Source organism: Vibrio sp. ED002, assembly GCF_023277445.1.
GTDB lineage: Bacteria > Pseudomonadota > Gammaproteobacteria > Enterobacterales > Vibrionaceae > Vibrio > Vibrio jasicida.
Window position 1 is genome coordinate 2,564,784 of record NZ_CP080238.1, and the last position, 19,409, is coordinate 2,584,192.

The 19,409-nt window shown below is 45.4% G+C and carries 16 protein-coding genes and 1 pseudogene; 10 read left to right on the forward strand and 7 right to left on the reverse strand.

Going from position 1 to position 19,409, the window contains the following annotated elements; genetic code table 11:
• Positions 1-168: 168 nt before the first annotated feature.
• Positions 169-660, reverse strand: coding sequence for an Rsd/AlgQ family anti-sigma factor (locus ITG12_RS11900; RefSeq protein WP_038873422.1), 492 nt, complete (start codon positions 658-660; stop codon positions 169-171).
• A gap of 178 nt (positions 661-838) precedes the next feature.
• On the opposite strand from ITG12_RS11900, the gene nudC reads away from it, so the two are divergent.
• Together nudC and hemE are read left to right on the forward strand one after the other, a co-directional pair.
• Positions 839-1,636 (forward strand): NAD(+) diphosphatase, encoded by a 798-nt coding sequence (nudC, locus tag ITG12_RS11905; RefSeq protein WP_038882071.1) that lies wholly within the window; start codon positions 839-841, stop codon positions 1,634-1,636.
• A 247-nt stretch (positions 1,637-1,883) separates the two neighbouring features.
• Positions 1,884-2,951, forward strand: coding sequence for a uroporphyrinogen decarboxylase (hemE, locus tag ITG12_RS11910; protein WP_005433634.1), 1,068 nt, complete (start codon positions 1,884-1,886; stop codon positions 2,949-2,951).
• A 221-nt stretch (positions 2,952-3,172) separates the two neighbouring features.
• On the opposite strand, the gene ITG12_RS11915 is transcribed toward hemE, so the two are convergent.
• Together ITG12_RS11915 and ITG12_RS11920 are read right to left on the reverse strand one after the other, a co-directional pair.
• Positions 3,173-3,745 carry a uracil-DNA glycosylase family protein gene (locus ITG12_RS11915; protein ID WP_038882072.1) on the reverse strand — a complete coding sequence of 191 codons (573 nt, stop codon included), beginning with the start codon at positions 3,743-3,745 and terminating at the stop codon, positions 3,173-3,175.
• Positions 3,746-3,752: 7 nt separating this feature from the next.
• Positions 3,753-4,676, reverse strand: a complete 924-nt coding sequence (locus ITG12_RS11920) for a D-2-hydroxyacid dehydrogenase (protein ID WP_038882073.1) — start codon at positions 4,674-4,676, stop codon at positions 3,753-3,755.
• Between the two features lie 66 nt (positions 4,677-4,742).
• On the opposite strand from ITG12_RS11920, the gene ITG12_RS11925 reads away from it, so the two are divergent.
• Positions 4,743-5,330 carry a DUF416 family protein gene (locus ITG12_RS11925; RefSeq protein WP_248873092.1) on the forward strand — a complete coding sequence of 196 codons (588 nt, stop codon included), beginning with the start codon at positions 4,743-4,745 and terminating at the stop codon, positions 5,328-5,330.
• 80 nt (positions 5,331-5,410) lie between these two features.
• Here the strand turns inward: ITG12_RS11925 and ITG12_RS11930 are convergent, their stop codons facing one another.
• The gene (locus ITG12_RS11930) at positions 5,411-6,544 is read right to left on the reverse strand and encodes a hemolysin family protein (protein ID WP_038873409.1); all 1,134 of its coding nucleotides are present in this window, start codon (positions 6,542-6,544) and stop codon (positions 5,411-5,413) included.
• 253 nt (positions 6,545-6,797) lie between these two features.
• On the opposite strand from ITG12_RS11930, the gene hupA reads away from it, so the two are divergent.
• The gene (gene hupA / locus ITG12_RS11935) at positions 6,798-7,070 is read left to right on the forward strand and encodes a nucleoid-associated protein HU-alpha (RefSeq protein WP_005433627.1); all 273 of its coding nucleotides are present in this window, start codon (positions 6,798-6,800) and stop codon (positions 7,068-7,070) included.
• A gap of 39 nt (positions 7,071-7,109) precedes the next feature.
• Positions 7,110-7,808 carry a DUF1481 domain-containing protein gene (locus tag ITG12_RS11940; RefSeq protein ID WP_248873093.1) on the forward strand — a complete coding sequence of 233 codons (699 nt, stop codon included), beginning with the start codon at positions 7,110-7,112 and terminating at the stop codon, positions 7,806-7,808.
• An 86-nt stretch (positions 7,809-7,894) separates the two neighbouring features.
• On the opposite strand, the gene purD is transcribed toward ITG12_RS11940, so the two are convergent.
• The 3 genes and pseudogenes from purD to ITG12_RS11955 form a co-directional block, all read right to left on the reverse strand.
• A complete protein-coding gene (gene purD / locus ITG12_RS11945; protein WP_248873094.1) occupies positions 7,895-9,184 on the reverse strand; it encodes a phosphoribosylamine--glycine ligase in 1,290 nt (429 codons plus the stop codon).
• Positions 9,185-9,302: 118 nt separating this feature from the next.
• Positions 9,303-10,895 carry a bifunctional phosphoribosylaminoimidazolecarboxamide formyltransferase/IMP cyclohydrolase gene (purH, locus tag ITG12_RS11950; protein ID WP_248873095.1) on the reverse strand — a complete coding sequence of 531 codons (1,593 nt, stop codon included), beginning with the start codon at positions 10,893-10,895 and terminating at the stop codon, positions 9,303-9,305.
• A gap of 143 nt (positions 10,896-11,038) precedes the next feature.
• Positions 11,039-11,113 (reverse strand): annotated as a pseudogene (locus ITG12_RS11955) (phosphoribosylamine--glycine ligase); the annotation flags it as partial.
• Between the two features lie 49 nt (positions 11,114-11,162).
• Here ITG12_RS11955 and zntR point away from each other — a divergent pair.
• The 5 genes from zntR to ITG12_RS11980 all read left to right on the forward strand — a co-directional run bounded on the left by zntR (position 11,163) and on the right by ITG12_RS11980 (position 19,060).
• Positions 11,163-11,561 (forward strand): Zn(2+)-responsive transcriptional regulator, encoded by a 399-nt coding sequence (zntR, locus tag ITG12_RS11960; protein WP_038873397.1) that lies wholly within the window; start codon positions 11,163-11,165, stop codon positions 11,559-11,561.
• Between the two features lie 163 nt (positions 11,562-11,724).
• Positions 11,725-13,296: a lysine decarboxylation/transport transcriptional activator CadC gene (cadC, locus tag ITG12_RS11965; protein ID WP_042606056.1), complete on the forward strand. Its 1,572-nt coding sequence runs from the start codon at positions 11,725-11,727 to the stop codon at positions 13,294-13,296.
• A 123-nt stretch (positions 13,297-13,419) separates the two neighbouring features.
• Positions 13,420-14,433: an IS110 family transposase gene (locus ITG12_RS11970; protein ID WP_102778931.1), complete on the forward strand. Its 1,014-nt coding sequence runs from the start codon at positions 13,420-13,422 to the stop codon at positions 14,431-14,433.
• Between the two features lie 1,031 nt (positions 14,434-15,464).
• The gene (gene cadB, locus ITG12_RS11975) at positions 15,465-16,808 is read left to right on the forward strand and encodes a cadaverine/lysine antiporter (RefSeq protein ID WP_017821792.1); all 1,344 of its coding nucleotides are present in this window, start codon (positions 15,465-15,467) and stop codon (positions 16,806-16,808) included.
• Positions 16,809-16,924: 116 nt separating this feature from the next.
• The gene (locus ITG12_RS11980) at positions 16,925-19,060 is read left to right on the forward strand and encodes a lysine decarboxylase CadA (protein ID WP_038881794.1); all 2,136 of its coding nucleotides are present in this window, start codon (positions 16,925-16,927) and stop codon (positions 19,058-19,060) included.
• Positions 19,061-19,409 lie beyond the last annotated feature (349 nt).

Here is a 19,409-nt window from a genome sequence, read left to right on the forward strand (position 1 = left end):
GAACCGAATCCCGAAAAACAAAAAGGGTTGACGTACATACGCCAACCCTTAAGAATTTTCTCGCTTCTCGCTTCTCGCTTCTCGCTTCTCGCTTCTCGCTTCTCGCTTCTCGCTTCTCGCTTCTCGCTTCTCGCTTCTCGCTTCTCGCTTCTCGCTTCTCGCTTCTCGCTATGCGCCAGGCGGCATAGCTAAACTGTCGGCAATCAACTGAATCAAGTGATCCTCTACCGCAAAGCGCGTTTCGATAATTTCTCCAATCAGAGACATATCTGAATCGAAATCGGCCAGTTCATCTTCGGCTGAAACATCAGAGTATTTATCGGTAAAGTTAAGAAGCGGTTCGGTAGTTAGAACTATCTTCGCGTAAGCCTGATTAATTTCATCAGTAGCGACAAAGCCAGTCGCTTTCCATTTATCCATGACCATGTCGTATATCTTGAAATGGCCTTCGGAGATATAGTCAACAAGATGTTGGCAGAAGTGCTGTAATTCGTCTGGAGAAGGAAGTTCAATAACGTTCGTTTTCGAACAAGGTTGCAGTGCTGCAAGCTTACAATATTCGACAATCAAAGACTGTCTTGTTTCCAGCCAATGATCAATGACCTCACTTGAGCCACCCCATTGGTCCTGTGTTTGTTTGAATTTTTTTAGCATGACCATGCCCTCATGATCTGATCGCCCATTGGCGAACGTATCCTTTGCAAAGCAAAGTTAGTAAAGTGATTACAAACTCTTGTCCTTACTAGAATTTATAGTTGTAAATCTAACGAACAACAAACTCTGGTATGAAATTAGATTGCCAGTAAAATGGATGAACTTCAAGCAAAGGGACGCTGTAATGTTAAGAAAAGGTGAAGTTAACCGTACGAAAAACGCCTATTGGTGCGTTGTCTCAGGAAGTGATATCTGGCTGGTGGATGGTGCTATTCCATTTGGTAATGCAGAGCAGTTCTCACTGCCAGAGGCGAGTGCAAGGCAAATTGGTGAATACCAAGGTGCCCCAGTCATATGGATAAACCTGTGTGATTTAGACCATGATTTAGATCTTGTGTCTTTGCGAGATTGTCTCCATTTCCCAGAGGCGCTTTTCTTGCTGATTAGTAAAGCGATTCAATATGGCCACATGACACAAAGCCTGCGCTTTTGCCCTCAATGTGGCGGGCGTAACTTCCTCAACAACAATCAATTGGCAATGCAGTGTGGTGAGTGCCGTACCTTACACTATCCGCGTATCTTCCCGTGCATCATTGTCGCTGTACGCAAAGATAACCAGATTTTGTTGGCACAGCACCCTCGTCATCGAAATGGCATGTACACCGTCATTGCGGGCTTTTTAGAAGTGGGAGAAACCCTAGAAGAATGTGTCGCTCGTGAAATACACGAAGAAACCGGCGTGCACGTTAAAAATATTCGCTATTTTGGCAGCCAACCATGGGCTTTTCCATCCAGCATGATGATGGCATTTCTTGCTGATTACGAGTCTGGCGAATTGAATCCGGATTACACCGAACTGTCAGATGCACAATGGTTTGGTGTTGACGAGATGCCGCCGGTTGCACCAGAAGGGACGATTGCTCGAGCGCTTATCGAGCAAACGCGACAAGATGTCGAATCTAATTGGCTGAAAAATAGATAAAAAAAACCCTCCGAGAAGGAGGGGGTAAGTAAGATGTCGTTATGAGATGCTGAGTACCGGGTACTCAGTTTATAATTGTAGTTTTCGCTAGCGAACAAATTTTTAACACTGATACCGACTGGGTGCAAATTAAGCACTGATTTAAAAGTTAATAACTTGATCCAGGTTGCAAAGCACACAGCTATTAGCCTTAAATCAGTGATAGAATACCCCCTTTCAAAGAAAGCCTAACAATTGGAATTACGGAATGACTGAATTAAAAAATGATCGTTATCTGCGTGCCCTTCTAAAAGAGCCAGTAGATTACACGCCAGTATGGATGATGCGTCAGGCAGGTCGTTACCTACCAGAGTACAAAGCAACTCGTGCGCAAGCGGGCGATTTCATGTCTTTGTGTAAAAACGCGGAGTTGGCGTCAGAAGTAACGCTTCAACCACTACGCCGTTTTCCTCTTGATGCAGCGATCTTGTTCTCTGACATCCTAACTATCCCAGATGCAATGGGCTTAGAGCTTCGTTTTGCCGCTGGTGAAGGTCCGGTTTTCGATAAGCCAATCACTTGCAAAGCCGACGTAGAAAAGATTGGCCTGCCAGATCCAGAAGGCGAGCTGCAATACGTAATGAACGCAGTGCGTCAAATCCGCAAAGACTTGAACGGTGACGTTCCACTGATTGGTTTCTCTGGTAGCCCATGGACACTGGCGACTTATATGGTTGAAGGTGGCAGCTCAAAAGCGTTCACCAAGATCAAGAAGATGATGTACGCAGAACCACAAACGCTGCACCTACTTCTAGATAAGCTAGCAGACAGCGTTATCGAGTACCTAAACGCGCAAATTAAAGCGGGTGCACAGTCGGTGATGGTATTTGATACATGGGGCGGTGTACTGACTCCTCGTGACTACAACCTGTTCTCATTGCAATACATGCACAAGATTGTAGATGGCCTGATTCGTGAAAACGACGGTCGTCGCGTACCAGTAACATTGTTCACTAAGAACGGTGGTATGTGGCTTGAGCAAATCGCAGCAACGGGCTGTGATGCGGTAGGTCTAGACTGGACAATCAACATTGCAGACGCGAAAGCGCGTATCGGCGATAAAGTGGCTCTACAAGGTAACATGGACCCATCAATGCTTTACGCTTCACCAGAGCGTATCCGTGAAGAAGTAGCGGGTATTCTAGAAGGCTTTGGCGATGCAGGTACTGGTCACGTGTTCAACTTAGGCCACGGTATCCATTTGGATGTGCCGCCAGAAAACGCGGGCGTATTTGTGGAAGCGGTACACGAGCTATCTAAGCCGTACCACAAGTAAATTCGACTTTTTTGAAATCAAATACCGGCAATCAGTGTCGGTATTTTTTTATCTGAAACTCAAGGCTGTACAGCTCTGGTAGTATTTGGTCTGCCATGATCTAATTGCTATTTAGACTGTACGTTATACATTAAAATTTATTATAAACAACGATTTATGATTGTGGCTCTTGTGCGCTAATTTTTTTGTACAGATAAACAAGCAATTAGATCACGGGTAACCTAAAGCATCGAATGAACACGTTTTTTAAGGTATGGCACGATGTCAGATTCAAACCAAGGATTCTTCTTTAGCCATAATATGTTGCGCGGAGAAGGGTGAGGAAGCGGGATAAAGTCCGGTTCCCAATCCTGCCATTGCTGAACAGTTTGCGTGAGCGTCTTTGGTTTGTTGGTGAGATAGTACTGCTGTGAGTACTGACCAATCAGCAGAGTCAGCTCTATATTGGGCAACTGCTCAAGAATCTGATTATGCCAAGCGGGCGCACACTCTTTGCGAGGAGGCAAATCGCCAGAGCTACCCTTGCCTGGATAGCAGAAGCCCATCGGGACAATGGCTATTTTGTTTGGGTCGTAGAAAGTGTCTTTGTCGATATCGAGCCATTGGCGTAACCGATCGCCGCTTGGATCGTTCCAAGGTATCGAGGTTTTGTGCACACGTGTCCCCGGCGCTTGTCCGATGATTAGGATGCGTGCGTCTTTTGCGGCTTGCACGACAGGGTTTGCACCCAAAGGTAAATCGTCTGCGCAGATCTGGCAGGCTCGCACTTGCTTTAGCAATGTTTCTAGAGACATAAAACGGTTAATACCCTTTGTCGAAATCGACCTGATTATTTAGAAAGAAACCGTCCCTCCAACTCAAGTAGTTGTCTGCAAAAATGTCGACTACTTGCTCAGGGAAACTTAACGCTGCGATGTGAGGAGTGATGGTTACTTGCGGAAGTTTCCAAAACGGATGTTGTGGTGAAAGTGGTTCTAGTTCAAACACATCGAGAAAAGCATGTTCGACCCAGCGATTCTTTAGAGCGAGCAACAGACCTACATCATCAATCACATCGCCTCTTCCAACATTAAATAGCAATGCCAGATTAAGATGGCTTAGCACCTGACTATTGAGTAAACGTTGCGTCTCTGTCGTGCTCGGCAGCGTATTTACCACGATATCCGCTTGGTGAAAGGCACTGGCGAGTTCATTGATATGAAAAGTTTGATTGAATTCACCGCCAGAAGTGGGGATACCAGTACGATTGATTCCTATGGCTTTCATGCCCATCAGTTGTGCCGTTTTACCCAAATGACTGCCGATACTGCCGGTGCCGAGAATCACCATGGTTTTGCTTTGTAGCGAGGTATATAGATGCGGCTGCCATTGTTTGGCCTGTTGCTGCTGGTGGTATTGCATGAAGTGACGGAAGTGAGCAATGCTGTAACCAATCACGTACTCGGCAATCAATGGACCAAAAATACCGCGAACATTAGTCAAGGTATAATCCCGGCGCAGATTCGGCATCATCAAAGCATTCACCCCAGCAAATGTTGATTGCACCCACTCAAGCTGTGAAAACTCGTCTAACCTTTGTGATAGTAATGGTGGATCCGCCAGTACGATCTGAGCATCTTGAGGTTTGTTTGTGATGGCAAGATCGGGCAGATTTTTGTCCGCTAGTAATGTTTCGTAGGTGTCGCGATGCTCCGAGAGCAGGAAAATCTGATTTGGATGCTGCATTAACTTTTTTCCCTGTGATGAATCAAGTACACTTTCGCTGATTTTTTCTTCAATGATTGAGTGACTATGCTTAAGAATCCTCTTCAGGTTCGTTTGGAAAAACTAGAACCTTGGCAACAAATTACCTTCATGGCGTGTCTGTGTGAACGCATGTATCCAAACTATGCGATGTTTTGTGAGAATACAGAATTTGCTGAGCCACGTGCTTACCGAGCGATTCTTGATAGTGTATGGGAAATTCTGACGGTTAAGAACGCGAAAATTAACTTCGAACGTCAATTAGAGAAGTTAGAAGAGTTGTTCCCAAGTGCAGATGAGTTCGATTTTTACGGTGTTTATCCAGCGATGGATGCTTGTCAGAGCTTGTCGACACTGCTGCATGGTCTGTTGGATCGCGACTACCTTTTCGATTCAATGCTTAAAGTGAGCCAACAGTCGGTACAAACTGTTGCTGACCTAGAACAAGCACAAGGTGCAGAGCCAATCACAAACGACAACCAAAAAGAAAATGAAGCCGTGTGTGAAGAGTGGGATGTTCAGTGGGCTATCTTCCGTCCACTGCGTGAAGCGGTAGAGCGTGACATCAGCTTGGTTAAAGATTTGCGTGAAGAGCTGCGCGAAGAAGCCGTGAGCAACATCGGCATTGCACTTTAATTGTTGAATAGATAAAACAAAGGCATCCATGGTGGATGCCTTTTTAATTTGTGCGTTCGAGCTGTTATGCTCAATGCTGATTACGATTCTTTAGAGTCTGGTTTGGTTGGCTCTTGAGCTTCTGGCTCTTTGTCCTGTTTCTCCAGTTGTTCCTCTTCTTCATCGTCATCGCGGCTTTCAATCACGCCGTGCTTCTCTTTCCAGTTTTCCCAGCGTTGATAAGCTAGCTCTTGCATGTCTGTGCTCTTATCCGCTTCGTCGATGATCTCTTCACCCAATAGGTGCTCAAAGATATCTTCAAGTGTCACTAGACCTTGAATTGTGCCGTACTCATCGACAACTAAAGCCAGTTGTAGACGGTGGCTCATCATCTGGTCGAACACTTTAGGTAAAGTGGTATTGTTTAGCACGACTTGAATAGGACGCATAACGGCACCAAGTTGCTTTTCACCACTGCCAGATTGTTGCAGCTTGAACAGTTCTAAGCGGTGTACGAAGCCAACAATATTGTCCGTTTGTTCACTGTAAACCAGAGGGCGAGAGAACGGTGTTTCTTTGTGTTTATCAAGAAACTCATTAATCGACATCGTAGCATCCACACGGAACACGACTGGGCGAGGTGTCATGACTTGAGTCACGGGTACATCTTGAATACCAAGTAGGTTACTCAGAATTTTTGATTCGCCTTCTGCGAACTCGCCACTTTCTCTTGCAAGAATCGCCATTGCGGATAATTCATCACGCATCTTTGGTGCTTCGTGGTTGCGTGCTAAACGCTTTGTAATCTGCTCTGAGAACCACACGAATGGTGTCAGTGCCCAAACCATCCAACGCAGCGATACGGCTGCTGCAGGCGCTAATTGACGCCAGTAGGTTGCACCAATCGTTTTAGGTACGATCTCTGAAAGTACAAGAATCGCTAAAGTCAGAACCGCAGAGAAGATACCAAGTGCTTCGCTACCAAACACAACTGCCGCTTGTGCACCTGCCGTTGCTGCACCAATAGTATGAGCAATAGTGTTTAACGTCAGGATTGAAGCCAATGGACGGTCGATGTCCGACTTCAGTTTTTCTAGCTGAGCTGAAGCAGGGTGCCCCTGTTGTCTGAGCTGTGCAATGTAGCTCGGACTGATACTCAGTAGTACCGCCTCCAGCACCGAACAGATAAACGAAACGCCGATAGCAATAGAGATATAAATGGATAACAGCAGCATAGTTGCCCTTGAATGTAATGTGATAGTTGGTCTTTGCAGAGATTATAACCGCAAAAGTGCCTTATAAATCGGTCTTATTGCATTAGAAAGCAAGAGCTTTCATCGTGCAAGTAGTAACAAATTGTGAGTTATTACTCATATTATGGCTAAAACTACGTCAGAAAATCGAAAGATCGCTTACAAACCTTTGCCAGATGGGGCATTTATGTTTTAGAGTGAGTTGAATTCGATAACATATGAGAAGGGAAACCTAATGAACAAGACCCAATTAATCGACTTTATCGCAGAGAAAGCAGATCTATCTAAAGCACAAGCTAAAGCTGCTCTTGAAGCAACTCTTGAGGGTGTAACAGGCGCTCTTAAAGAGGGTGACCAAGTTCAACTAATTGGTTTTGGTACATTCAAAGTGAACCACCGCGCTGCACGTACTGGTCGTAACCCTAAGACTGGTGACGAGATTCAAATCGCAGCGGCTAACGTACCTGCATTTGTAGCAGGTAAAGCGCTGAAAGAATCAGTAAACTAAGTTAAAATGCACCGAGGTATTCTGCCTCGGTGCAATTTCATGAAAAAACATCTACTCACTTCACTCCTCCTATCTAGCCTGACTCTTTTTGGCTGTGCTTCTGTAGAAACCCCAAACCTCGAACAATTTACTCATTTCTCTGGCGGGAAAATCATGGGGGATGCCACCAGTTTATACTGGATGACTGAGCGCCTTACGCGTGTCAGCAAGGCAGCAGACTATGTCACTATGGGTGATTACGGCTCGTATCAGAGTGATTATCGTTGGGATGACGATGAGCTCAGAGAGTTGATTCGAAAAGGTGAGCAACTCGATGCCAAACAAGGATTGGTGCCTTTTCAAATCCACATTCGATTCAATAAAGATGGTGATGCGATTTATCAGCAATACCGTGTGAACGGGAAAGTGCTACCTTTACAGCGAGATCAACTCGAACGATATAAGCAAGAAGCAAATGACGTGGTGGCTTCGATCAAGAAACAATCCCGAGATGGTAAGAGCCTAATCCAGGGTTATTGGGATGGGGAAACATTCGAAACCTGCAAAGGGCGAGAGTTTGCTACATTGGAATTTAACCAGACCCTGCCTAAGTTTGTGATAGATAGGTTAGCTTCAGTGGACAGTTACATTGCATTCATCGGCAAGGAGTCTCGCAGTACGGCAACCGTCGACGAATTGCTGATGCTCAATGATGATGATTTTGATTGCGTATCACGACCAAAGTTGATCTCGGAATAAACGTAGCTTCGAAATCTCTCGATAAAAACATAATAAAAAAGGCGCTGAATGCGCCTTTTGTCTTTTTTAGCCAACTGAAGTTGTTTTTATTTTTCTTGCTCACGTGCAATTGCACGGTAGCCGATATCGTTGCGATGGAATACACCATCCCAACTGATCTGTTTTGCAAGCTCGTAAGCACGCTGCTGCGCTTCTGATACGCTGTTGCCAAGTGCCGTTGCACAAAGAACGCGACCACCGTTTGTCACGATGTCGCCGTCTTTGTTATCTGTACCAGCATGGAAGACTTTTTCGCCTTCAATTTCAACTTGTGGCAGACCCGAAATTACCTCGCCTTTGTTGTAAGCCGCTGGGTAACCACCGGCTGCTAGCACGATACCAATCGATGCTCGTGGATCCCACTTCGATTCCGCTTGATCCAGTTTCTCGTCGATTGCCGCTAGGCACAGGTCAACAAGATCCGATTCCATGCGCATCATGATAGGTTGCGTCTCAGGATCACCGAAGCGGCAGTTGTACTCGATCACTTTTGGAGTGCCATCTGCATCGATCATCAGACCCGCGTATAAGAAACCAGTGTAAGGGTTACCTTCCGAAGCCATACCACGTACCGTTGGGTAAATCACTTCTTCCATAATGCGGTTGTGGATTTCCTGTGTCACCACTGGAGCTGGAGAGTATGCACCCATACCACCGGTGTTAGGACCAGTATCTTTGTCGCCTACGCGTTTATGGTCTTGGCTGGTGGCCATTGGTAAGACGTTCTCACCATCGACCATAACGATGAAGCTTGCTTCTTCACCATCTAGGAATTCTTCGATAACCACGCGGCTGCCTGCATCACCAAATGCGTTGCCTGCTAGCATGTCTTTGATTGCGTCTTCAGCTTCTTCCAGTGCCATCGCAACAATCACGCCTTTACCAGCAGCAAGGCCGTCGGCCTTTACAACAATCGGCGCACCTTGTTCACGAACGTAAGCAAGTGCTGGCTCGATTTCAGTGAAGTTCGCGTATGCACCCGTTGGGATTTGGTGACGAGCAAGGAAATCTTTAGTAAACGCTTTAGATCCTTCAAGCTGCGCTGCTGCTTGTGTCGGGCCGAAGATTGGCAGACCAGCTTCACGGAAAGCATCAACCACACCGATAACCAGTGGCGCTTCAGGACCAACAATGGTTAGCTCAATCGCTTTCTCTTTTGCAAAAGCAACCAACCCTGCGATGTCTTCTACTGCGATGTTTACGTTCTCTAGTTTAGGCTCTAGTGCTGTACCTGCGTTACCTGGAGCCACGAAGATAGTCTCAACATTTGGGTTTTGTGCCGCTTTCCAACCTAGTGCGTGTTCACGACCACCTGAACCAATGATAAGAATATTCATAATATTTCCTTTGATTTCGCTCCTCCCCTTATTAAGGGGAGGTTGGGAGGGATAAGTTGTGTGCGTACAACAGACCCCCTCTAACTTCCCCTTGGTAAGGGGGAAGACCAAAAACTAATTAGTGGCGGAAGTGACGCATGCCCGTAAAGATCATCGCCATGCCGTGTTCGTCTGCCGCTGCGATAACTTCGTCATCACGCATAGAACCCCCCGGTTGGATAACACACTGGATGCCCGCTTCTGCAGCCGCGTCGATACCGTCACGGAATGGGAAGAATGCATCTGATGCCATTACACAACCTCCAACCTGTAGACCTTCGTCTGCAGCTTTGATGCCTGCGATTTTCGCCGAGTAAACGCGGCTCATTTGGCCTGCACCTACACCGATAGTCATGTCGCCTTTCGAGTAAACGATCGCGTTAGATTTCACGTACTTCGCTACTTTCCAGCAGAACAGCGCATCTTTTAGCTCTTCAGCGGTTGGTTGACGCTTAGAAACTACTTTAAGGTCATCTTCAGACACCATACCTTGGTCGCGGTCTTGGACCAGTAGGCCGCCGTTAACGCGTTTCACGTCAAAGCCAGTTGTCTTAGTTGTCCACTCACCACACTCAAGTAGGCGAAGGTTTTTCTTAGCAGCTACGATTTCTACTGCTTCAGCAGAAACAGAAGGAGCAATGATAACTTCAACGAATTGGCGCTCAGTGATAGCCGTTGCTGTTGCAGCGTCTAGTTCACGGTTGAATGCGATGATGCCGCCAAATGCAGACGTTGGGTCTGTTTTGAACGCACGGTCGTAAGCTTCTAGGATATCTTCACCTAGTGCTACACCACATGGGTTAGCGTGCTTAACGATCACACATGCTGGCTCGTCGAACTCTTTCACACACTCAAGTGCTGCATCTGTGTCAGCGATGTTGTTGTAAGAAAGGGCTTTACCTTGGATTTGGCGAGCAGTAGAAACTGATGCTTCTTCAGGGTTTGCTTCAACGTAGAATGCTGCTGCTTGGTGGCTGTTCTCACCGTAGCGCATGTCTTGTTTTTTCTCGAACTGTTGGTTGAACGTACGAGGGAATTTGCTCTCTTCATCACCTTCCTTGTTCTCACCGTAAGATGGAACCATAGTGCCGAAGTAGTTAGCGATCATGCCGTCGTAAGAAGCCGTGTGTTCGAATGCTGCGATAGCAAGGTCGAAGCGAGTCTCTAGTGTTAGAGATTTTTCGTTCGCGTCCATTTCAGCGATAACACGGTCGTAGTCGTGAGCGTTAACAACGATAGTTACGTCTTTGTGGTTTTTCGCTGCAGAGCGAACCATTGTTGGACCACCGATGTCGATGTTCTCAACAGCGTCAGCAAGCGTACAGCCTTCTTTAGCAACGGTTTCTGCGAATGGGTATAGGTTTACAACAACCATATCGATAGGGTTGATACCGTGAGTTTCCATCACGTCATCGTCTTGGCCGCGACGGCCTAGAACACCACCATGAACTTTTGGATGCAGAGTCTTAACACGGCCGTCCATCATTTCTGGGAAACCAGTGTAGTCAGATACTTCTGTAACAGAGATGCCTTTTTCAGCAAGCAGGCGAGCAGTGCCACCAGTAGATAGGATATCGACACCGCGCTCAGCAAGAGCTTGTGCAAACTCAACAATACCTGTTTTGTCTGATACGCTGATAAGCGCACGGCGAATAGGGCGAGCGTTGTTCATGCTTCCATTTTCCTCAAATTCACGGAGTTAAAGATGTTTGCCAAAAATGAACTTGTTTTCACCTCTTAGGGTAAAATATTGGCCAGTTTTGGTAAAAACCTTTGCAGGGTGTTTTCTTATCAAGAAAACAGTCTCCACTATTTGATGGCGCGTATTCTAACCAATTTATTACAAAAAAGCTCGCGCAATCGTTTGGCATCTCAAAAATAATTGTAAAAACCTCGTGCTTTCGCTTAAAAAGTAACGAGATAGTTAATAAGGGAAGTTATGTTTCAGATAGGTGAACTGGCGAAACGCTGTGGTGTGACTGCCGATACATTGCGTTTCTACGAAAAAAATGCGTTGATTAAACCCGCAGGACGAAGTGAATCAGGCTATCGCTTATATAATGAAGAGAACCAAAAGCAGGTACGTTTCATTCTTAAAGCGAAAGAGCTTGGTTTAAGTTTGGAAGAAATCAAAGAGCTGCTAGGGATCAAATTAGAAGCGACAGAACACAGTTGTGCTGAGGTGAAAGCCATTACTTCTGCAAAGTTAACTTTAATTGATGAGAAGATTGCTGAACTCAGCAAAATCCGTACGGCTTTGAAGAAGATAAATGACGCTTGCTGCGGGCATAACAATGATGATGCCAGCCATTGCTCGATCTTGGCAGCCCTTGAATAGTCTCATTTTTGCGTCATTTAACTTAAGTTTGCATTTTTGGCGGCTTGCTTTTCTAGGTTCAAGCCGCTTTCCCACCTATAATCTCGCCTTTAGTCGACCGTAAGAATTGTAGTCCCCCTATTCCTAAAGCGACGCTGTCTATCAGATACGAGAGTTTTCATACATGGTTGGAGTCTATTTTCAAATCAATGATTGGGTTTTGAGCGTTGATGAAAATAAGCTGTATCGACAAGACAGGGAAGTTACCGTTGAACCACGCTTAATTAATCTGCTGCATTTCCTTGCTGAACACGCGAGTGAAGTTTTCAATCGCGAAGAGCTGATCCAATATGTTTGGGCTGGTGCGATTGTGACGGATCAAGTCGTCACTCAATCGATTTTTGAATTGCGTAAGCTACTGCGTGATGGTCGAGAAGAAAACATCAGCTACGTGATCACTGTGCCTAAGCGCGGTTACAAGCTGGTGGCGAATGTGGCACCGCTATCGCATGATGAGTTTCTTGCTGCTCGTCATTGTGGCACTGATGAACTTCCTCCTGTCATTGACGATATGGAAGAAGAAGCATCTGAACTTCCCGCTCCGGCTATGACATTTCCAGCAGGTCCTTTAACTCGCGCTGTATGCGAGATGTCGAAAGAGAAAAAAGCACCGCGTAAACCCAACAAAATTAGCCCTTGGCGTTTAGGCTTTATGAACTTCATCTGGATCAGTATCTTGGTGGTCGTGATGGGGGTGTTTACTTATAAGCAATCGGAAGTGCGTATTACACAAGCCATTGATACCCACCTTATCGAGTTTAAGTTCCAAGATGATTTCAATAAAGGCGGGTTGAGTTACGACTTGGCCGACGGCTTTGCTCAGAAACTCATGGCAGATATCGCTCAGGTGAGTGATTACCGAGTGATGCTCAAGAAGGCGTCATTCACTAATGGTATTGTTCCGGGCAAATCGGTGGTGGTGCGAGTTCGAGAGAATGGTGGTGGCAGCTTCTTAGAAGTGGAATACCGCAATAACTCTTCAGAAAAGGTGTTGTTCAGCCGTCAATATGCTTTAACTAGCAGCCATTTAAAAACCGTTTTGCAGCAAGCCTCTTTGGATTTGATGCGAGTGCTTAAAGTACCGGATGCAAAACTCAAATCAAAAGTGCTGGTGGCAGGAATGCCAATGAACCCAGACGCGCTTGAGTTATTCGTTCAAGCCAACCATTATTTAAATGTATCAGACTCCGACCAATTCCAGCACGGGATTGACCTTATGGAGAAGATTCTAGAGATTGAACCGGACAATGCTTATGTGCAATCGGAATTGCTAATAGCTTACCATGTGCAAAAAGCACTCGATCCTGCATTGGAACTAAGAAAGAGCAGGGTTCAGCAGTTAAGTGATAAGCTGGAAGCCAACGCTAAGATGATGGTTGGGCCTATTCAGCCACGTATTTATGAAGCGTTAGCTCTGCATGAGACGATCACTGGTGACATTGATTTAGCTAAGCGACATTTGAATCAAGCGTTAGACGTTCGTGATTCGGTATTGTCTTACGTGATTCGAGGTAAGCACGCCGAGCTGGATGGTGATTTGGATTGGGCGAGTGAGTCCTATAGCGAAGCCTTCTATATTGATACATCCGTAGAAACTTACTTATTGTGCGAGAACTTGGTTTTTCCAAGTAACATGAAGGCGATTGATTACGCCATGTATCGCGCAGTTCACCCTTCCGTGGTTCGTATGCTGTAAGTAGCCACTATCTAACAAGTAAAGATATCTTTAGCCCTTCATTTCGGTGAGGGGCTAATTATATGGTCCGCCTCACTCTCAAGCCCTACGCTTAGAGTAGGCTCTCAGAACGAGGTGAACCATATGTCTACCATTCACATCTTAGGTATCGATTTAGGCAAGCACTGCTTTCATGCGGTTGGCAATAATCACACTGGCAAAGACGTTATTCGCCGTAAGTTTAGTCGAAGCCAACTACTCCGTTTCTTATCTGTACTTGAACCTACCATCATCGCTTTTGAAGCCTGTGGTGGTGCTCACTGGCTTGCGAGAAAGTGTGAAGCCTATGGGCATCGAGTTCGACTTATCCCGCCTCAATATGTAAAACCTTACGTCAAAGGTAATAAGAACGACTTTATTGATGCGGCTGCGATAGCAGAAGCAGCGAGTCGACCAAGCATGAGATTTGTCTCTGCCAAGTCAGAGGAAGCTCAGGTAATCGCAGCTATCCATCGAGTGAGGGATGGTTATATCAAAGAACGAACGGCTTGTATGAGCCGAATTGGAGCAATACTACTTGAGTTTGGGCTGAGTTTTCCTAAAGGCCATGCCAAGATGAAAGCGCTATTTCAGTGGTTGGCCGAGCAAGATATAAAGCTACCACCGAGTCTGGTCGCTGAGTTGCTCTCGATTCATGAGCACTATAAATACCTAAATGAGCAAGTATCTACTCAAGATAGAAAACTGAAAGCGATTACTGAAAATAATGAAAATGCTGAACTTTTGAAGAGTATTCCTGGTATTGGTGATTTAACAGCAACGTTGTGTGTGGCCAATATCAGTTCTCCTTCAAACTTTGGTGGAGGTCGCGAGATGGCTGCATGGCTAGGACTCGTTCCAAGGCAGTATTCAACGGGTGGCAAATCAAAGCTATTAGGCATGAGTAAACGAGGGAACAAACACCTTCGCGCTCTATTTATACATGGAGCGAGGTCCGTGCTATCTAGGATAGAAACAACAGGAAAAGTGTTTGGAGATTGGTTAGTCAATTTACGAGCAACAAAGCCGTTTAATGTAGTGGTAGTCGCACTTGCCAATAAGCTAGCAAGAATAGCTTGGGCGGTGTTGTACCACCGCCAAGCTTTTAAGGCTGTATAGCCATAACCAAGTTTGCAACGCCAATGAATGTGATGACAAAAACGGTCTATCGGCCAGATTAGTAACCTGATACAAAAAATAGCACCTAGTTGCTTTGGGGCTTTTAAGGATAATCTGGCGCGGATATCATCGTGGAGCGGGGAAGTTAATGTTCCCAACGTGGACTCCGAATACATTAGCGCAAACCAACTCCGTTATTACTAAATTGTAGTTGCAATAACGGGGCGGACCATACATTTTTTGTATCTGCCTCTTGTGTATGATTCTTACCTTTATTTCTACTAATAGTGCTTGCTATAGAAGAGGAGAGGGCTTTTCATTCTCTATTCTCTATTCTCTATTCTCTATTCTCTATTCTCTATTCTCTATTCTCTATTCTCTATTCTCTATTCTCTATTCTCTATTCTCTATTCTCTATTCTCTATTCTCTATTCTTTATTCTCACCACCTTGGCATTCTGCTTCTTACTTCTTACTTCTTACTTCTTACTTCCTGTCTTAGTGCCGCTTCATATCGAACGTTTGGGTTTCGGCCTTAGCCTTGCATATTTAAAACCGGTCACGAAAACGCAGTTGTTTATGCTTAATAACGCTTGTACTTATGCATCGTTGAGTAAAAGAGGAGGGGAAGTTTGATGTAAGTCAATTGGTCAATAAGGGTAGGAAAAGTCTGCATCAACAGTTTGGGTAATCAGGATAGGGATAGCTTGATGTTGATAGCGGTTGATAAGGTTGATGGAAAATTTGTTGAGGTTGATATTTTTACCTTTTCGACATGAGCGCTTTAGTTTTTTATCTTAAGTTACTGTATATGCGAGTTTTATGTTTTTTAGTTTATCAGGTTTATCTCAACTTTATACCGATGGGCTAATTGTTTTATTGATAACCCCAAGTTTATTTTTTTCCCAGTTTTTGGGCGTAGTCTTCACTTCGAAATTTAGCGAGGTCGAGCAGGTTCTTCCTCATAGCATCTCGCTAATAACCATTCAGTTTGAGTCATGTTGACTCGAGTAGAATAGATTTGGAGATGTTATGTCATCGAATGCGAAAAAAATCGGCCTTATTGCCTGTACGGGTGTCGTAGCCGGTAACATGATGGGTAGTGGTATCGCACTATTACCTTCTAGTCTTGCCTCTGTAGGCTCTGTTTCAATCTTCAGTTGGCTGATCTGTTTGGTCGGTGCACTGAGTCTGGCGTTCGTTTACGCTCGTCTGGCAACCAAAAACCCACAAGAAGGTGGTCCTATCGCTTATGCTGGCGAAGTATCTCCGGTATTTGGTTTCCAAACGGGCGTTCTTTATTACCACGCGAACTGGATTGGTAACCTGGCTATTGCCATTACAGGTGTTTCTTACCTTTCAGTATTCTTCCCTGTGCTCAATAACCCAATCCCAGCAGGTATTGCGACGATTGCATCGGTATGGATCTTCACTTTCGTCAACCTACTTGGTGGTAGCTGGGTAAGCCGTCTATGTACGCTTGGTCTAGTTCTTATCCTTATCCCAGTTGTTGGTACAGCTGCATTTGGTTGGACGCACTTCGATACTGCGCTTTACAGCCAAAACTGGAACGTATCAGCAGGTACTGACAGCCACGCGGTAGTAACAGCGGTTCTTATCTGTCTATGGTCATTCGTAGGTGTGGAATCAGCAGCGGTATCGACTGGTATGGTAGAAAACCCTAAACGCACTGTACCACTAGCAACTATGTTAGGTACTGGTATCGCGGGTGTGATTTACATCCTCTCAACTCAAATGATCAGCGGCATGTTCCCTGCGTCAGAAGTTGCGGCATCAGGTGCGCCATTTGCGCTAGCAACCACTGAGCTATTCGGTAGCTGGACAGCACCATTCGTATCAGCATTCACAGCGCTAGCATGTTTCACTTCGCTAGGTTCTTGGATGATGCTAGTAGGTGAAGCGGGTAAACGCGCTGCGAGCGATGGTAACTTCCCTAAAATCTACGGTGAAACTGATAAAAACGGTGTGCCTAAGAAAGGTCTAATCCTTGCGTCAATCAAGATGACTGCACTGATGGTTGTACTGATGTTCTTCAGCTCTAAAACAGCACACGCATCAGACCTATTCAACCAGCTAACAACTGACGCGGTTCTACTAACAATGCTGCCTTACTTCTACTCAAGCATTAACTTGATCCGCTTCGAAGGTATGACAACACGTAACGGCTTCGTAATGCTGTTCTCTGGTGTGGCTTGTCTGTTCTGCTTCATCGCACTAGCGGGTGCAGAGGGCGGTACGCTAACAGCAACCTTCATCGTTTCTCTAGTTATCTTGATGTTCTACAGCAAAAAAGCAGGTCTTGCTCAGTACGTGAAAATGCACGCTGACGACATGCCTGCCCAAGCAAGCAACTAATCCCCAAACGCTGGCACTACGGTGCCAGCCCATAAACCCCAAATTCACGCGGCGCTCACCTTACTCATTGCCTGTAAATGGCAAAGAGCGCCCTCATTCGCCTTGGAGATGTCCAAATGAATATATTCGCTATCTTGAACCACATGGGTGTGTTCTTTAAAGAAGAGCCAGTTCGTCAACTTCACGCTGCTCTTGAGAAAGCGGGCTACGAAGTGGTTTACCCAGTAGATGATAAAGACTTGATCAAAATGATTGAGATGAACCCACGCATTTGCGGTGTGCTGTTCGACTGGGATAAATACTCACTAGAGCTATGTGAACGAATCAGCCAAATCAACGAAAAACTGCCTGTTCACGCTTTTGCCAACGAACAGTCTACTCTAGACATTTCACTAACAGACCTACGTCTAAACGTGAGCTTCTTCGAGTATGCTTTAGGTATGGCTGACGACATCGCTATCAAAATCAATCAAGCGACTGAGGCATACAAAGATGCCATCATGCCTCCATTCACTAAAGCGCTATTCAAATACGTAGAAGAAGGTAAATACACCTTCTGTACTCCAGGTCACATGGGCGGTACTGCATTCCAGAAAAGCCCTGCTGGTAGCATCTTCTACGATTTTTACGGTCCAAACACATTTAAAGCGGACGTATCAATCTCAATGCCTGAGCTAGGTTCTCTACTAGACCACTCAGGTCCACATAAAGATGCAGAAGAATACATCGCACGCACATTCAATGCAGACAGCTCGTACATCGTAACTAACGGTACGTCTACATCGAACAAAATCGTTGGTATGTACTCAGCACCTGCGGGCAGCACAGTACTGATTGACCGTAACTGTCACAAATCTCTGACTCACCTAATGATGATGAGCGACGTGACACCAATCTACTTCCGCCCAACTCGTAACGCATACGGCATCCTTGGTGGTATTCCACAAAGCGAATTCAGCCGCGATGTCATTGCAGAGAAAGTGGCGAAAACACCAGGTGCAACAGCACCAACTTACGCGGTAGTGACTAACTCAACTTACGATGGCTTGTTGTACAACACACAATTCATCAAAGAGTCGCTAGATTGTAAACACATCCACTTCGACAGTGCTTGGGTGCCTTACACTAACTTCAACCCAATTTACGAAGGTAAATGTGGTATGAGTGGTGAAGCGATGCCAGGCAAAGTGTTCTACGAAACACAATCAACACACAAACTGTTGGCAGCGTTCTCACAAGCTTCAATGATTCACGTGAAAGGTGACTTTGATAAAGAATCTTTCAACGAAGCATTCATGATGCACACTTCAACTTCACCTCAGTACGGCATTGTTGCTTCTACTGAAACTGCAGCGGCAATGATGCGCGGCAACACTGGTAAGAAGTTGATGCAAGACTCTATCGATCGCGCAATCCGCTTCCGTAAAGAGATCAAACGCCTAGAAGCAGAAAGCGATAGCTGGTTCTTCGATGTATGGCAACCAGAAAGCATCGATACCACAGAATGTTGGAAACTAGACCCTAGCGACACATGGCACGGCTTCAAGAACATGGATGACAACCACATGTATCTTGACCCAATCAAAGTAACGCTACTGACTCCGGGGATGAACAAAGAAGGCGAACTAGAAGAATCAGGCATTCCTGCTTCGCTGGTGGCTAAATTCCTAGATGAGCGCGGCATCGTGGTAGAGAAAACAGGTCCATACAACTTGTTGTTCCTATTCTCAATCGGTATCGACAAATCAAAAGCAATGCAATTGCTACGCGGTCTAACTGAATTTAAACGTGGCTACGACTTGAACCTAACCATCAAGAGCTTCCTACCTTCGCTATACAACGAAGACCCAAGCTTCTATGAAGGCATGCGCGTTCAAGAACTAGCACAAGCAATTCATGACCTAACTAAGAAATACAACCTACCAGAGCTAATGTACAAAGCGTTCGATGTACTTCCAGAAATGAAAGTAACACCACACGCAGCATGGCAAGAAGAGCTTCGTGGCAACATCGAAGAAATCAAACTGGAAGAAATGGTTGGCCGCGTAAGTGCGAACATGATCCTTCCTTACCCTCCAGGTGTGCCACTAGTACTTCCTGGTGAAATGGTGACTCAAGAGTCGCGCCCTGTGCTGGACTTCCTAGAGATGCTTTGTGAGATCGGTGCGCATTACCCAGGTTTCGAAACCGACATCCACGGTCTATACCAACAAAAAGATGGTAGCTACACCGTAAAAGTATTGAAGAACTAAGTTCCCCTCGAAGATGACGCCATTGGGAATGCAAGCATGCTCCACTCTTACGAGCTCAATGCGTCATCGAACAATAACGACATTTAGATATACCCCTAACTAATCTGTCGTAAAGAGAAGGGCAAGGATGCTCTGATCTTTTCTTCTATATATAGAAGAAACAATTTTCCAAGACTTCACCTGAAGTACCCCAAATAAAAAGCAAAGACCAAAAGAGCAGTTCGCCATCGTTCTGCTCTTTTTTTTCGTCTTTATATAGATAGAAAGAGAAAAAAGAACCAAGAGAGAGAAGTTCAGCAACCGAAATCACAAAGAAATAGGCGATCTTTTAATGCAGAAGTCAGGTGTT

What these genes read in the sequence shown, in the direction of transcription:
- ITG12_RS11930 (WP_038873409.1), bottom strand. Translation starts at nt 6,544, where the DNA reads ATGCTGCTGTTATCCATTTATATCTCTATTGCTATCGGCGTTTCGTTT.
- ITG12_RS11970 (WP_102778931.1), top strand. Translation starts at nt 13,420, where the DNA reads ATGTCTACCATTCACATCTTAGGTATCGATTTAGGCAAGCACTGCTTT.
- ITG12_RS11900 (WP_038873422.1), bottom strand. Translation starts at nt 660, where the DNA reads ATGGTCATGCTAAAAAAATTCAAACAAACACAGGACCAATGGGGTGGC.
- hupA (WP_005433627.1), top strand. Translation starts at nt 6,798, where the DNA reads ATGAACAAGACCCAATTAATCGACTTTATCGCAGAGAAAGCAGATCTA.
- ITG12_RS11920 (WP_038882073.1), bottom strand. Translation starts at nt 4,676, where the DNA reads ATGCAGCATCCAAATCAGATTTTCCTGCTCTCGGAGCATCGCGACACC.
- hemE (WP_005433634.1), top strand. Translation starts at nt 1,884, where the DNA reads ATGACTGAATTAAAAAATGATCGTTATCTGCGTGCCCTTCTAAAAGAG.
- ITG12_RS11940 (WP_248873093.1), top strand. Translation starts at nt 7,110, where the DNA reads ATGAAAAAACATCTACTCACTTCACTCCTCCTATCTAGCCTGACTCTT.
- ITG12_RS11915 (WP_038882072.1), bottom strand. Translation starts at nt 3,745, where the DNA reads ATGTCTCTAGAAACATTGCTAAAGCAAGTGCGAGCCTGCCAGATCTGC.
- zntR (WP_038873397.1), top strand. Translation starts at nt 11,163, where the DNA reads ATGTTTCAGATAGGTGAACTGGCGAAACGCTGTGGTGTGACTGCCGAT.
- ITG12_RS11925 (WP_248873092.1), top strand. Translation starts at nt 4,743, where the DNA reads ATGCTTAAGAATCCTCTTCAGGTTCGTTTGGAAAAACTAGAACCTTGG.
- purD (WP_248873094.1), bottom strand. Translation starts at nt 9,184, where the DNA reads ATGAATATTCTTATCATTGGTTCAGGTGGTCGTGAACACGCACTAGGT.
- cadC (WP_042606056.1), top strand. Translation starts at nt 11,725, where the DNA reads ATGGTTGGAGTCTATTTTCAAATCAATGATTGGGTTTTGAGCGTTGAT.
- purH (WP_248873095.1), bottom strand. Translation starts at nt 10,895, where the DNA reads ATGAACAACGCTCGCCCTATTCGCCGTGCGCTTATCAGCGTATCAGAC.
- cadB (WP_017821792.1), top strand. Translation starts at nt 15,465, where the DNA reads ATGTCATCGAATGCGAAAAAAATCGGCCTTATTGCCTGTACGGGTGTC.
- ITG12_RS11980 (WP_038881794.1), top strand. Translation starts at nt 16,925, where the DNA reads ATGAATATATTCGCTATCTTGAACCACATGGGTGTGTTCTTTAAAGAA.
- nudC (WP_038882071.1), top strand. Translation starts at nt 839, where the DNA reads ATGTTAAGAAAAGGTGAAGTTAACCGTACGAAAAACGCCTATTGGTGC.